Origin of the sequence: Vulcanisaeta distributa JCM 11217 (assembly GCF_001316005.1) — an archaeon.
Classification (GTDB): Archaea; Thermoproteota; Thermoprotei; order Thermoproteales; family Thermocladiaceae; genus Vulcanisaeta; species Vulcanisaeta distributa_B.
The window spans coordinates 1-13,495 of sequence record NZ_BBBJ01000012.1; the positions used below are offsets into that span (position 1 = coordinate 1).

The 13,495-nt window shown below is 48.3% G+C and carries 16 protein-coding genes and 7 pseudogenes; 21 read left to right on the forward strand and 2 right to left on the reverse strand.

Annotation, left to right across the window (positions count from 1 at the left end; all coding sequences use genetic code 11):
• Both JCM11217_RS11290 and JCM11217_RS11295 read left to right on the forward strand, forming a co-directional pair.
• The coding region (locus JCM11217_RS11290) for a 3-dehydroquinate synthase family protein (protein WP_054842966.1) at positions 1-988 on the forward strand (988 nt) is incomplete at its 5' end.
• Positions 970-1,785, forward strand: a complete 816-nt coding sequence (locus tag JCM11217_RS11295; RefSeq protein WP_054842967.1) for a shikimate dehydrogenase — start codon at positions 970-972, stop codon at positions 1,783-1,785. The genes JCM11217_RS11290 and JCM11217_RS11295, both read left to right, overlap by 19 nt.
• 73 nt (positions 1,786-1,858) lie before the next feature.
• On the opposite strand, the gene JCM11217_RS11300 is transcribed toward JCM11217_RS11295, so the two are convergent.
• Positions 1,859-2,491 (reverse strand): type I 3-dehydroquinate dehydratase, encoded by a 633-nt coding sequence (locus JCM11217_RS11300; RefSeq protein ID WP_243679320.1) that lies wholly within the window; start codon positions 2,489-2,491, stop codon positions 1,859-1,861.
• 128 nt (positions 2,492-2,619) lie between these two features.
• Here JCM11217_RS11300 and JCM11217_RS16825 point away from each other — a divergent pair, with 128 nt between their 5' ends.
• From JCM11217_RS16825 to JCM11217_RS11325, 10 genes and pseudogenes are all read left to right on the forward strand, one after another.
• A complete protein-coding gene (locus JCM11217_RS16825; protein WP_243679321.1) occupies positions 2,620-2,829 on the forward strand; it encodes a hypothetical protein in 210 nt (69 codons plus the stop codon).
• Positions 2,805-2,939 (forward strand): annotated as a pseudogene (locus tag JCM11217_RS16830) (hypothetical protein); the annotation flags it as partial. The gene JCM11217_RS16825 and the pseudogene JCM11217_RS16830, both read left to right, overlap by 25 nt.
• A gap of 16 nt (positions 2,940-2,955) precedes the next feature.
• Positions 2,956-3,162 carry a hypothetical protein gene (locus JCM11217_RS16835; RefSeq protein WP_243679322.1) on the forward strand — a complete coding sequence of 69 codons (207 nt, stop codon included), beginning with the start codon at positions 2,956-2,958 and terminating at the stop codon, positions 3,160-3,162.
• The gene (locus JCM11217_RS16840) at positions 3,144-3,389 is read left to right on the forward strand and encodes a hypothetical protein (RefSeq protein WP_243679323.1); all 246 of its coding nucleotides are present in this window, start codon (positions 3,144-3,146) and stop codon (positions 3,387-3,389) included. Before JCM11217_RS16835 ends, JCM11217_RS16840 begins: the two co-directional genes overlap by 19 nt.
• Positions 3,390-3,457: 68 nt before the next feature.
• Positions 3,458-3,832 (forward strand): hypothetical protein, encoded by a 375-nt coding sequence (locus JCM11217_RS11310; protein ID WP_054842968.1) that lies wholly within the window; start codon positions 3,458-3,460, stop codon positions 3,830-3,832.
• A pseudogene (locus JCM11217_RS16845) lies at positions 3,814-4,715 on the forward strand (transketolase); the annotation flags it as partial. The gene JCM11217_RS11310 and the pseudogene JCM11217_RS16845, both read left to right, overlap by 19 nt.
• A gap of 150 nt (positions 4,716-4,865) precedes the next feature.
• Positions 4,866-5,216, forward strand: coding sequence for a transketolase C-terminal domain-containing protein (locus JCM11217_RS16850; protein WP_243679353.1), 351 nt, complete (start codon positions 4,866-4,868; stop codon positions 5,214-5,216).
• Between the two features lie 42 nt (positions 5,217-5,258).
• Entirely contained in the window at positions 5,259-5,471 is a 213-nt protein-coding gene (locus JCM11217_RS16855) for a hypothetical protein (protein WP_243679324.1), read from the forward strand.
• A 20-nt stretch (positions 5,472-5,491) separates the two neighbouring features.
• Positions 5,492-6,549, forward strand: a pseudogene (locus tag JCM11217_RS11320) (3-phosphoshikimate 1-carboxyvinyltransferase).
• Positions 6,550-6,717: 168 nt separating this feature from the next.
• Positions 6,718-7,104, forward strand: coding sequence for a 2-oxoacid:acceptor oxidoreductase family protein (locus tag JCM11217_RS11325; protein ID WP_243679325.1), 387 nt, complete (start codon positions 6,718-6,720; stop codon positions 7,102-7,104).
• Here the strand turns inward: JCM11217_RS11325 and JCM11217_RS11330 are convergent.
• Positions 7,084-7,750: pseudogene (locus JCM11217_RS11330) on the reverse strand (indole-3-glycerol-phosphate synthase). The gene JCM11217_RS11325 and the pseudogene JCM11217_RS11330 overlap by 21 nt on opposite strands.
• A gap of 239 nt (positions 7,751-7,989) precedes the next feature.
• Here JCM11217_RS11330 and trpA point away from each other — a divergent pair.
• The 9 genes and pseudogenes from trpA to JCM11217_RS11365 all read left to right on the forward strand — a co-directional run bounded on the left by trpA (position 7,990) and on the right by JCM11217_RS11365 (position 13,481).
• Positions 7,990-8,712 carry a tryptophan synthase subunit alpha gene (gene trpA, locus JCM11217_RS11335; RefSeq protein WP_054842993.1) on the forward strand — a complete coding sequence of 241 codons (723 nt, stop codon included), beginning with the start codon at positions 7,990-7,992 and terminating at the stop codon, positions 8,710-8,712.
• The gene (locus JCM11217_RS16860; protein WP_243679354.1) at positions 8,712-9,140 is read left to right on the forward strand and encodes a pyridoxal-phosphate dependent enzyme; all 429 of its coding nucleotides are present in this window, start codon (positions 8,712-8,714) and stop codon (positions 9,138-9,140) included. Before trpA ends, JCM11217_RS16860 begins: the two co-directional genes overlap by 1 nt.
• Positions 9,103-9,243 carry a hypothetical protein gene (locus tag JCM11217_RS16865; RefSeq protein WP_243679326.1) on the forward strand — a complete coding sequence of 47 codons (141 nt, stop codon included), beginning with the start codon at positions 9,103-9,105 and terminating at the stop codon, positions 9,241-9,243. The genes JCM11217_RS16860 and JCM11217_RS16865 overlap by 38 nt, the downstream gene beginning before the upstream one ends.
• An 89-nt stretch (positions 9,244-9,332) precedes the next feature.
• Positions 9,333-9,952 (forward strand): annotated as a pseudogene (locus JCM11217_RS16870) (pyridoxal-phosphate dependent enzyme).
• A gap of 52 nt (positions 9,953-10,004) precedes the next feature.
• Positions 10,005-10,904, forward strand: coding sequence for an anthranilate phosphoribosyltransferase (gene trpD / locus JCM11217_RS11345; RefSeq protein WP_243679327.1), 900 nt, complete (start codon positions 10,005-10,007; stop codon positions 10,902-10,904).
• A 61-nt stretch (positions 10,905-10,965) separates the two neighbouring features.
• Positions 10,966-11,184, forward strand: a complete 219-nt coding sequence (locus tag JCM11217_RS11350) for a hypothetical protein (RefSeq protein ID WP_054842970.1) — start codon at positions 10,966-10,968, stop codon at positions 11,182-11,184.
• A complete protein-coding gene (locus JCM11217_RS11355; RefSeq protein ID WP_054842971.1) occupies positions 11,181-11,621 on the forward strand; it encodes a hypothetical protein in 441 nt (146 codons plus the stop codon). Before JCM11217_RS11350 ends, JCM11217_RS11355 begins: the two co-directional genes overlap by 4 nt.
• Positions 11,611-12,894: pseudogene (locus tag JCM11217_RS11360) on the forward strand (chorismate-binding protein). The gene JCM11217_RS11355 and the pseudogene JCM11217_RS11360 overlap by 11 nt, the downstream one beginning before the upstream one ends.
• Positions 12,894-13,481, forward strand: a pseudogene (locus tag JCM11217_RS11365) (aminodeoxychorismate/anthranilate synthase component II). Before JCM11217_RS11360 ends, JCM11217_RS11365 begins: the two co-directional pseudogenes overlap by 1 nt.
• The last annotated feature ends 14 nt before the right edge of the window (positions 13,482-13,495 follow it).

Sequence of the window (13,495 nt, forward strand, 5' to 3'; positions counted from 1 at the left end):
CGAGGCCCTGGAAAGGATTACTAGGGATTACACGGGATGCGTTGCGTATGCTTCAAGGAGTATTGCTAATATGGTTAAGATTGCTTGCCCAGTGATTCCGATAGTAGATGGTGAGGAGGGTAAGAGCATCGAGACAGCGCTAAGTATCGTGAGGAGTGCGCATGAGATGGGTATTGATAGGGACGGCCTATTCATAGGCATTGGGGGGGGTGGGAGCGTCCTCGATGTCGTCGGCTTCTCCGCATCAATATACCTGAGGGGGGGTGTTGACTATGTTAATGTACCAACAACCATGCTGTCCATGGTTGACGCATCCCTCGGCGGTAAAACGGGCGTTAACGCCCTGGGTCTCAAGAATGTGATTGGGGTCATTAGGCAACCTAGGTATATAATAATTGACTTATCCTTCCTAGACTCACTGCCAATGCCTAATTACCTCGATGGCTTTGCAGAGGTTATTAAGTATGGCGTGACGATGGATAAGGAATTACTTAATAGGGTGATGGGTAATGCCGATGGATTGATTAATAGGGACCGCACACTCCTTGAGTATGTTATCCACAAATCGTTGAGGGATAAGGCAAGCATTGTTGAGGCTGATGAACTGGATAAGGGCGGTGTAAGGGCTATTCTTAATTATGGACATACCGTGGGCCACGCCATAGAGTCTGCGACAAACTTCTCAATTAGCCACGGCAGGGCGGTGGCGCTTGGCATGGTGTGCGAGGCCCGCGTTGGCGTTAAGCTGGGCTACACGCCTAGGGACGTGCCTAACCTACTAATAAATGCATTATCCATGTTTAACCTAATTAATGAGGCCAACATTGACGTGAATAGGCTCGTAAGTGCGATGTTGAGGGATAAGAAGAGGAGTGGTGATTTCATAAAACTTCCCGTGGTTACGGACGTGGGTAGGTGGGATGTGGTTAGGGTAAGTATTAAGGAGTTGACTGAGTTGGTGATTAGCGAATGCAGATCTATGCCGTAATTGGTTACCCACTCGACTACACATTATCACCCAATATACATAATTACGTGTTCAGGGCATTGGGGGGGGTGGATGCGGTTTACGTACCATTTAGGGTATCGCCGGTTAGGTTGAGGAGTTTTGTTGAGTTCGCTAGGGATTCACTAAGTGGGTTTAACGTAACCACACCGCATAAGGTAGCCATTGTGGAGTTGATAGATGATACCGTAGGGCCGGTTAGGGAGCTCGGTAGTGTTAATACGGTGGTTAATAGAGATGGTGAGTTGTTGGGATACAACACTGACTACATGGCCATTAAGCAGGCGCTGAGTGATAGGGGGGGTTACTCGGGTGGTGATGCCTTAATCGTTGGCGCAGGTGGTGTTGCCAGGGCGGTAGCGCTAGCTCTTAGGGACCTTGGGTGTTCTAAGGTCTACGTTATGAATAGGACAGCGGAGAGAGGCCGTGAATTATGCTCATTAATTAACTCCTGGGGTGTTGATTGCGTGGTTCTCGATTTCCAACGGAATACTAGCATTAAGGTGCAGTTGCTTGTTAATGCCACGCCATTGGGTATTAACGGAGACTTTCCAATAGACCCAGGGAATACTGGTGCTGGGCTTGTGCTTGACCTGGCGTATAAGCCGGGCGGTGTTACGGGCTTAATAAGGCTGGCTAGTGAAAGGTCCATACCGTATATTGATGGCCTTGAGATACTGGTTAGGCAGGCAATTGAGGCTGATAAGATTTGGCTCGGCCCATTTAGAGAGCCAACCTGGTATGACGTGCTTGAGAAATTGCGTAATGGCTCGATTTAATTCTCGATTCACTCCTTATTGAACATCGATAACGAGTTCTTAAGCAACTTAACCTTATTACATAGGCCAATACTTAATTGACCAGGCCCTGTCTTTCCGCGTACTGAGCAGTACATGAGGCTGAACCCATCATTATCGAGATAGCCCTATACGTTGGGTTTCTCGGTATCACGGCAACATTAACATCACCTACATCAAGCAGCCTTAGTAGGTTTAGGAAGTCATTATCATTTATTGAGAAGACCTTGTATATTAATGCCTTAAACCTTCTCGCAGTATCGAGATCCTTAACCGCCAATTCATACGCATTCACATCCCTACTAAATACGTGCCTCGAGAGTATCGAGCCCTCGGCAATATCACCATACATGTTGGGGGGGTATTTAATCAGTAAATCAACCTCGATATCAGGCACTGCACCAACACCCTTACTAAACTCGAGAATTCCATACTTAACCTCAGGACTCACCGCGCGTCCACCACCCTCCTCACGCTCCCTCACGGTAATTATTGTTGGGTAATGTGATACGTAATCCTCAATGACCTTCTTAACCTCCGGGGGGGTCAGGCCTAGATTCTCCATGTAATCAAGCCTAAGCTCCACGGCTTCGCAGGATGTGGGTAGGTAATAAAAGGCCGGCTTTTTTAGAGGCACGGCGCACACGAGCACGGGCTTACTCGTTAGTAGTTTGTCCCATGTAGACATTACTAGGTATTAATACTTAGAAATTTAAAAATATTGTTACTAAATGCCAATACTAAATAGATCATGGGATTTACGGGCATGGAATACATAACTTATGGAGGTATATCTATAATTAACGCAGTACCAGCGTGGCTCGGGGGGGCACAGCCGCCGTAGACCTCAAGGTTAGGGTTAGGGTTAAGGAGGGTCACTGCGGGATGAGTGATTTTGTCGGCTTCGTTATTAATTACCTGAGGAGTAAACTTGGGCTGGGGGGTATGACGTATGTGTCGAGGTTAATAGTGAGGTTCCGCCGGGCAGCGGCCTTAAGAGCAATAGTGCCGTTGCCGTGGGTATAATATACGGCTTACTAAGTTCACTTAGGGGGGGAAGTGCCGATCCCGTGGAGGCTGCTAAATTAACTGCCGAGACTACCAGCTCATGGTTCATCAATAACTGGCGCCTTTGATGATGCATCAGCGGCGGTGCTTGGGGGCATTGTGCTCACTGATAATAAGTCATTAAGAATAATTAAGCAGTTAAGCCCGGATCCACTTACGGTAGTCATAACTGGTTACAAGGTTAGAAAGAACCTGCAGGGCATTGATAGGTTGAGGGCTTTATCGGGGGGGCTTTATCAGGCATTGTTTAATATGGCGCTCGATGGTGATCTATGGAGGCAGCCACAATAAATGGGATCCTCGTTGCTGAGTCCTTGGGTTATTACAATGCCCTAGAGACCATAGGCGCTGCACTGAGGCTTGGTGCCGTGGCATCGGGTGTGAGTGGTAATGGGCCCGCAATATATGCAGTGTTTAAGCCGGGTGAGGAGGGGGGGCCATTTATAGATTATATAAGGAATACCTGGGGTTACTACATAGTTACTAGGTTGGTTGAGACTCGGTATTTAGTTTCGTGAGTTCCTACGGAGTACGTTATTGAGAATATAGAGAATATAGGTTAGGATAATCCTTAAATATTTGTTAAATGTCCCGTAATCCGTATGGAATACCAGGACTTCCAATGGTGATTAATGGATCGAGGACATTAATTGATGTGAATAGGCTTGCGGAGGTTAGGGATAGGGCTAGGGACCTGCTGATTAGGTTGGATAGGGAGTTTCCGTACATTCACCTGGGTTCCTCGCTGGCTGCGTTAGATATAATTAATGTCCTCATCAGGATTATGAGGAGGGATGGTGATTGTAGGGATTGGTTCATACTTAGTATTGGTCATGTAGCACCGGCTCTGTATGCTATATTGACTGTTGAGGGATTAATCCTGCGGAGAGGTTCATGGAAATTAATCAACTATCTTCAAGCATATCAACGCATGCGGATAATATGGACCTGCCATACATAGACGCCACAACTGGTTCGCTAGGTCAGGGGGGGCTTAGCATGGGCGTGGGGGGGTTAGCCCTGGCAAATAGAGTCAGGGGGGGTTGCCATGACGGCATTGTTTATGTGCTGATGGGTGATGGTGAATTGAATGAGGGTCAGTCCTGGGAGGCGGCAATGACGGCTGTTAAGTACGGCCTAGATAATCTGGTGGTAATCATTAGTTTAAATGGTTATCAATTAGATGGTCCTGTGGGTACGATAAAACCCATTAATTATGCCAAGGTCTTTGAGGCAATCGGTTGGAATGTGCTTTATGGTAATGGTCATGATTATGAGGATATTGTTAGGCTCATCACTAAGGCACGTGAGGTTAAGGGCAAGCCGACGGTAGTATTCCTAAGCACCATTAGGGGGGGTAGGGGTGTAAGGAACCTCGAGAACACGGGCAAGCAGACGCTAAATCCACCGCCAAGACCGCAGTTCTCAATGAGGGAAGCCCTGGGAATGACATTAGCTAGGCTTGGTGAGGATAATGATAGGCTCGTTATTGTTACAGCTGACGTTGGCGAGTCAACTAGGGCTAGGTACTTCGGCGAGAGATTCCCAGATAGGTACTTCAACGTTGGCATCTCTGAGCAGGACTTGATTGGGGTCACCGTTGGGCTCGCCCTGGGGGGTTACGTGCCGGTTGCCATGGCCTACGCAATGTTCATGATGAGGGGGGGTTGGGAACAGATTAGGAATTCATTGGGAGGATGAACCTTAATGTGAAGCTCATAGCGACGCACGCTGGTTTGAGCGACTTTGCTGATGGGCCAAGTCACCAGGCGCTTGAGGATGTAGCGTTAATGAGGACGCTTAGTAACATGGTCGTTGTGGCGCCCGCGGATGCGTGGGATGTGGAGAGGATAATACCCAAGGTCATTGAGTATAAGGGCCCTGTCTACGTTAGGGTTGGCCGTGATTACTCACCGCCGATAACCATGGATATGGATTACGAATTCAGGATTGGCGAGATCTACGAGCTAATCGATGGCGATGACATAGTCGTCATGGGTTATGGACCGCCACTTTATAATGCCGTGAGAGCCGCCCTAGAGTTAAGGAGGATGGGCATTAAGATGGGCGTTTATAACGTACCGACGATCAAGCCCATCAATATCGACGCTGTGGTTAAAATAGCCCGTAGGGTTGGGAATATAATCGTCGTTGAGGAACACTCACCAAGGGGCGGCCTTGGTTCAGCAATTACTGAGTTAGTGAGTGGTTTTGCTAGGGTTAAGATACTCGGTGTTGATGGTTATGGACATTGGGGGGGTAGATCTGAGGAGGAGTTGCTTAGGTTTTATGGGCTTGATGAGGAGTCAATAATGGATGCTGCTCTGAAGCTCATTAATTCGTGAGGGTACACAAAACTTTTTACCTCAGGGTACTAGTGGTGATGAATGGGCAAGTTAATCATTAATGGCTTTAAGGCTCGGGAAGGCATTGTCGAGGCTCCGCCATCTAAGGCGTTAACGCTTAGGTACCTTCTCGCCTCATCCCTCTCGAGGACTTGGGTATCGCTCAGGAAGTTGAATTGGGGTGATGATACATGGTCTATGATTAGGGGGGGGTCAAGCCCATCTCAGAGATTGAGGTTAAGGATGACTACGTGAGGACTCGGCGTGGGATAACGATGGAGAGGTTTAGGGTGATTGATGTTGGTGAAAGTGGATTCACGCTTAGGGTACTAACAGGAGTTTACTCAGGCATTGATGGAACGACACTATTAATGCCGAGGGGCTCACTCATTGGTAGACCAATGGACGAGTTACTAAGTGCACTCAAGAACCTAGGTGCCAAGTTGATAGGTTAGGGAGTATAATCAGGGTTGTTGGTGGTAAGTTAGTTGGTGGCTATGTAATGATTAGTGGCTCAGTGAGTTCACAGTACATATCGGCTCTCCTTTACCTCGCACCACTCACCGAGGGCGGCATTGAGGTAAGTATTAAGCCACCCATAAAGTCACGCCCATACATAGATACGACGATAAGCGTACTTAAGGACTTCGGCATAAATGCGGAGAGGAGTGACGATACGATATACGTAAGTGGATCCCAAGAGTTTAGGGCTGTTAATGAGGAGTTCGTAATACCTGGTGACTACTCATTGGCCGCGTACTACATAGCCCTCTCCGTACTAACCGGCATTGACTTAAGGATAACAAACCTACGTAGAGATAGGGCCGTTGAGAGCGAGTACTCATTCATTAGGTATGCCAGGGAGATTGGCGTGGAGATTGAGGAGTATGAGGACTCGGTAATGGTTAAGGGCTCCTCTATTAAAGCGCTAAAGCCATTAAATGCCGACTTAAGTGATTCGCCGGACATTGTAATGCCTCTAGCACTCCTACTCGCGAGGGTTCAGGGTAAGTCGAGGATATCCGGTGTCAGTCACTTAATGTATAAGGAGAGCAATAGACTTAGGGGCATTGCCGCAGTCCTTAAGTGCCTTGGCGCTGGCGTGAATATTAATGAGACTAATGGCGTTATCGAGGTAGAGGGTGCTCATGAGATTAAGGGTGGTTGTGAAATCGATGCTCTAAACGATCATAGGATAGCGATGATGGGCGTTATCGGTGCTTTATCCGCTAGGGAACCTGTGACGATCATTAATTGGGAGGGTGTCAGTAAGTCCTGGCCAACATTCATTTGGGACCTGGAGAGGTTGGGTGCTGATATTAAGTTGGTTTAGTAATTAACGGATTATTAATTAGGCCTTCTGCTATTGACGAAATTCTTAATTATAATTCCTTAAGAATTCATACAAATCTTTTTATTAAAATTAGAATATCAAGAGAATGGTATGCCCGAGGTACGTGAAATAATATTTTACGGTAAAAGTGGGGATGGAGTACACGCGGTGGCTGATCAATTGGTTCAAAGGTTGATTAGGCAGGGATTCTACGTGATTTCATACCCTGAGTATGATCCCGAGCGTAGAGAGACTCTGGCAAAGATTCACGTGAGGGTTTCCAAGGAGCCTATTCACGTGAGGGGTCCCGTAATGAATCCGGAGATCGCCGTATTCCTTGATGTTAGGTTGCTCAGGGATAACCAGGAGGCATTGAGTGCCAGGAAGATTATTGTTAATGCCCCCCCAAGTAGAGAACTTGTAACTAAATACGCAGGTAATGTTAATGGTGAGGTGATTAGCATTAACCTAAATGAACTAAGGAGGGCTGGTACCGATTATACTGCGCAAGTCGTCAATTTAATAATTGATACACTATTTAATAGCTACACTTGATAAGTCCTTAGCAAGTTCCGCATCTCTCATTAATGCCGTACCAACAAGCACGGCGTTAGCACCCTCCTTAGCAAGTTTCAAAGCGTCATTAACGGTCTTAACGCCGCTTTCCGCGACTACTATATTGGCCTTACCCCCCCTAACGGCTCTAATTATCGAGACAGCCCTATCCAGGGACACCGATAGATCGCCTAAATCCCTAGAGTTTATTCCAAGCATTACACCTGTCCTTATTAACCACGTCTAATGCATCAACCTCATTATCAACCTCAATGAGTGGCTCAAGCCCAAGGCTAATTGCGTAATCCACCAGGTCCCAAAGTGCATCGCCCAGGAGTCTCTTAATGAGCAGTACTGAGCTCACGCCTAACCTCCTAGCCTCCTTAATCTGCTCCCTACTAATTACGAAGTCCTTATACAGCACCGGCTTACCGTAGGTAAGGGCCACCTTGATGAACTCAGGCGAACCAAGGAAGTATATCGGCTCCACTAAGACGCTGAATCCAGTGGCGTATTTGCCAACGGTGTTGAAGTAAGTCCATGGGTCAAGGTCAAGCCTAATGACACCACTTGGGCTAGCCCTCTTATACTCGGCTATTAGGGCTAGGTAACCCTCAGAATTACGTTTCTCAATTGCCTTAATCATACTTGGAGCCTTAATACTAGCCGTAAGCGCCTCTACGCGCCTCCTGGTTAATTCGCTAATGGTGCTTAGGAAGTCCACAGCAACGAATCCATGGGATTAAAATATAAGCATTTCCTGATCTACATATCATATGTATGAGTAAATACTTCTTGGTCGATAATAATTACTTACGAACAAGGCATACATAAAGCTTTTAAACACCCACCCAGCAAGTGCGTTGGTGGGTTCCATGCCCCCCAATGGTCATAAGGAAACCGGGCCTGGGCGCGTACGTAACAGCCACATACCCAAGCAAAGAAACATTCCTAAATGCGGTTAAGTGCCTATCGAATGTCTCGGACTTCCTTGAAATAGGAATACCAACACAAAACCCGAAGTACGATGGCCCCGTTATAAGAAAGACCCACTTCGCCTCTGAGCTCAAGGGCTTGGATGCAGTTAAGGTTGCCAGATATGGTGACGTACCAACAATACTCATGGGCTATGTTGAGGACTACGTGAGTAATATGGAGCTCGTGGCTGAAATAGCCAATGAGGTTGGCGCATCCTCCGTATTATTCCCAGACCTGTTATTCGAGCATATAGACCTTCTTGAGAGCTACGTAGATGCAATGAGGAATTACTCACTAAGGCCCACATTCTTCGTCTCAAGCAATACGCCGCATAGGTTAATTTCCATGCTAGTTAAGTACGAACCGCTATTCATATACCTAGGCCTATATGCGGCTACAGGGATAAAGCTACCGCTTTATATTGAGAGGAATGTTAGGGAGGTCAGGAAGCTCGTTGACGATGTTACGCTCATCGCGGGCTTCGCAATAAACACCCCCCCTGAGATGGTTAGGCTCGTTATTAACGCAGGTGCCGATGCCGTTGTCGTTGGAACAGCACTTGTTGATAAGTTAAATGATCAGAGGGCCTGCACGGAATTCATGGCGAAGCTTAGGGGTGGTCTGCCGTGATGATACCGCATTATTGGTATAATATAAACGTGGACCTGCCAAAGCCACTGCCGCCACCCATTGATCCCTATGAGGCTGATTCAAGGATTGCCCTGCTCATGAGGATACTACCCAGTGAGTTAATTGATCAGGAATTCACGCCGCTTAGGTACGTGCCGATACCCGACGAGGTTAGGGAACTTTACGAGAGAATGGGTAGGCCAACACCGTTTAGGAGGGCCTATGGGCTTGAGAGGGCGTTGGGTAATGGCGTTAGGATTTACTATAAATTCGAGGGTGCGTTACCGACTGGTTCCCATAAATTAAATACGGCAATACCTCAGGTATACTACGCACTTAAGGATGGGGCTAAGGAGGTCGTCACAGAGACTGGCGCGGGTCAGTGGGGGCTTGGCGGTGTCGTTGGCTGCGGCGTTGCTGGGTGTTAAGGCCACGGTATTCATGACAAGGAACTCCTACTTCAACAAGACTCAGAGGGTTCTCTTCATGAGGACCTATGGCGCGGAGGTTTACCCAAGTCCAGTGAATTAACGAAGTATGGCAGGGAGGCACTAAGGGCTAGGCCTGATCACCCAGGTAGTCTGGGCCTAGCAATCACAGAGGCGATTGAATTCACGTTAATGGGTGAGGGTAGGAAGTACATACCAGGTAGTGTTCTTGGCTTCGTAATACTCCATCAAACGGTGATTGGGCAGGAAGTGCTGCAACAAATGCCTGAGGAACCAGACCTGGTAATTGGATGCGTTGGCGGTGGTAGCAACTTCAGTGGTTTCTCATTCCCAATGATAGGTGCAAAACTCAGGGGGGGTGAGGGCTTTGAAAGGACTAGGTTCCTCGCGGTGGAGTCAAAGGCGGCGCCCAAGTTAACCAGTGGCAGATATATGTACGACTTCCCTGACACTGGCGGATTACTACCAATGGTTAAGATGCTCACCCTAGGCCACGACTACGTACACCACCAACACACGCAGCAGGACTTAGATATCACGGAGCGGCGCCAGCACTATCATTGTTAGTTAGGGAGGGCCTTGTTGAGGCGAGGGCTTATGGGCAGGAGGAGGTCATGGAGGCGGCTAGGCTGTTCGCTAGGACTGAGGGCATAATACCAGCTCCAGAGTCTGCCCATGCAATAAGGGCTGTGATTGACGAGGCTAAGAGAATGCCCAAGGGCTCGGTCATATTCTTCAACTTATCGGGACATGGCCTCCTCGACGTTGATGCTTATGGTAATGTGAAGTGATGGCTATGAAGGAGGTACTCGAGAAAATAGCCAGGGGGGGATTAGCCTAAGTGTGGATGAGGCTTATGAGGTCGCCAAGGGCATGCTAACGAGCATTGATGAGGCGTTATCAGCGGCAATACTAATGGGCCTGAGGGTGAGGGGGGGTGAAGCGTCTAGTGAAATTGCCGGCTTTGCAAAGGCGCTCAGGGACTTCTGCGTCAGGATACCAATAGATGATAGGGGGGGTAAGTACGTGGATACCGCCGGCACTGGAGGTGATGGGTTTGGAACGCTCAATGTGTCCACGGCAGCCGCGTTGGTGGCTGCTTACCTGGGAGCCCACGTGATTAAGCACGGCAATAGAAGCGTTTCATCAACCTCAGGCAGTGCAGACTTCCTTGAGGCGTTGGGCTTCAACATAAACCTACCACCCAATAAGGCAGCTGAGATGGCGATTAAGTATCGATTCGCCTTCGCCTTCGCCCCAGCCTATCACCCAGCAATGAAAAACGTTATGCCCGTAAGGAAGAAGTTGGGCATTAGGACAATATTCAACCTAATAGGGCCGCTGGCAAACCCAGCCCTACTCACTAGGCAGTTAATTGGTGTTGCGGATAGTTCGTTAATGGATAGAATGGCTGAGGCGGCGCTAATGCTTGGTTATGAGCATGCGGTGCTCGTTCACGGTGAGCCCGGGATTGACGAGGTTTCGGTTTTCGGCAAGACCATGGTTATCGAGATTAAGGGGGGTAATGTGGATAAGTACTTCATTGAGCCCAGGGACTTAGGGCTAGGCATTCATAGGATTGATGAGGTTAGGGTTTCAAGTCCATTGAGTAGCATTGAGAAGGTTAGGCGGGCTATATCCGGTGAGGATGAGGCGGCCAGGGACTTCATAGTGCTAATGCCGCGTTTACACTATATGTCGCAGGCATGGTTAGGGATCCCAGGGATGGTGTTGAGTACGTGAGGTCACACCTAGACGATGGTTTTTGGAACTACGTGAGTGAGCTCGCCAGGGTGAGTAGGTCATGACGCTGCTTAAGATTTGTGGGGGGGTTACTAACGCTAGGGATGCTGTAATGGTTAGTAACTATGCTGATTACGTTGGCGTAATAGTGCATTCAAGGATACCAACACCGAGGCTTGTTAACAATGAGGTGGCCAGAGAAATAATAAAAACGGTTAAGGGGGGGGTCAGGGTAGTCGGTGTCGTGGAGGGCTTGAGCCTATTGATGCCGTTAAATTGATTAATGACCTTGGGTTTGACGTCCTTCAGTACCATGGCGACTTTGAGCCAAGTGGCGAGGTTATGGACCTGGTTCATGATCTTGGTATTAAGTTGGCACCGGTATTGACATACATGGGTGATAACTCAATAATTAATAAGGCCGCCAAGCTTGCGTTGATTAATTACGTGGAGTACGTACTCATTGATGCACCGAAAACGAACTTCATTAGATATGAACATGGCCTCAAACTGCCATTAGACGTGATAAGGGAGGTCAGTGCCATACCTAAAGTTGGTGTTGCTGGTGGTATAAACCCAGATAATGTGTCCCTGGTGATGAGTTATAGGCCGTTCTTAATCGATGTTAGCTCGGGGGGGGTTGAGAAAAGCCCTGGAATTAAGGATGAGGCGTTAGTGAGGAAGGTCGCGGAGGTGGTTAGGGGGGGTGTCCGTTAGGAAGATACCTATTCAATACCTGCCAAAACCCAGGGAACTCACTAATCACCTGCTTAAGTCTGGTGAGGACTTTGTGACGCTACTCGAGAGTGGACCAGGCTTTCCAGAGAGGTCTAGGTACACAATAGTTGCGTGGGGGGGAATTACCGAGCACCTGGTGGTTGATTGGGATGGTGATTTATACGGCGAATTAAAGGGATTGGTTAAGAGACTTGGTAGGTTTGAGAGTGGTGATATGGCCCTTGGCTATCTATCCTATGAGGCCGTGGCTTACATGGAGCCATACTTAAGGAGTTACCTAAGGAGCCGCAGTGGCCGATTGCCGAATTCGTGATACCGAGCAACGTGGTTATTTACGATAACCTACTGGGTAGGGGGGGCTATGTTAAGGGCGAACTACCTAGTAATGTCTCTGCGGACTTAGACGACTTTGAGGTAGTTGGTAAGGTTGGTGGTACCAGGAGGGAGGACTTCATCAGGTGGGTTGAGTCCTCGCTTGAGGATATTAGGAATGGTGAGATTTTCCAAATAGTCCTGTCTAGGTACGAGGATTACTCAGTGAGGGGTGATGTGATGAGCCTATACATGAGATTGGCCGATTTAAATCCATCACCGTACATGTACATAACCAAGTTCGGGGGGGATAAGTACATAGTTGGTACGAGCCTGAGCTGCTGGTTAAGGTTGATGGTGATAGGGTGGAGACGCATCCAATAGCCGGGACTCGACCAAGGGGGGGTAAGGACCCAATTGATGACTTGAGGCTTGAGGAGGAATTGATTAATAGTATTAAGGATAGGGCGGAGCACGTGATGCTCGTCGATCTCGCCAGGAATGACATTGGCAGGGTGTGTAGGTTTGGTACGGTTAGAGTTAAGGAGTTATACGCCATTGAGAAGTACCAAAGTGTTCAACACCTGGTTTCTAGGGTTGAGGGTGTCCTAGAGCGCGGTAATGATATTGTTGATGCTCTATTTGCGACGTTTCCTGCCGGTACGGTTAGTGGGGGGGCGCCTAAGCCAAGGGCTATGGAGTTGATCGCGAAGTACGAGGGCGTGGCTAGGGGGGGACCCTATGCAGGAGCCATTGGTTTGATGCATGGCGGTGGCGGTGAATTCGCAATAATAATAAGGACCTTATTCCTAATGAGTGGCATAGCCAGGATACAGGCGGGGGGGCTGGAATAGTCTATGACTCAGTACCTGAGCTTGAGTTTCAGGAGACCGAGCATAAGCTGGGTAGTTTGAAGATTGCCATGGGGGGGGTGGTGTGATGGAGCTCGTGGTGATCATAGACAATTATGACTCCTTCACCTATAACATAGCCCAGTACGTGGGTGAGCTTGGGGGGGCCAAGCCACTGGTCTTTAGGAATGATGAGGTCACTGTTAAGGTAATCGAGAGACTTAGGCCCAATGGCATAATAATATCGCCAGGCCCTGGCAGCCCACTTAACCCCCAGGGATATAGGCATATCCAGGGATGTAATACAGCACTTCAGAGGTAGGGTACCCATACTGGGTATTTGCCTTGGTCATCAAGTGATTGGCGTCACCTTTGGAGCCAGGATTAGGAGGGCTAGGACGATAAAGCATGGTAAAACCAGTATTATCAGGTTGATAAGGCCATCGCCAATATTCCAGGGGGGGTTGCCGGACAGGATTGAGGGCATGAGGTATCACAGCCTCGTAATAGATGATATACCCAGCGAATTAATAGTCACCGCAGTTTCTGAGGATGATAATGAAGTCATGGCCGTACAGCATAGGGATTACCCAATATTTGGTGTTCAATTCCACCAGAAAGCGTTGGCACACCAATGGGCAAGGAGATACTGAAGAACTTCCTCTCCCTGGGCTAATTTAAATTCGTTAA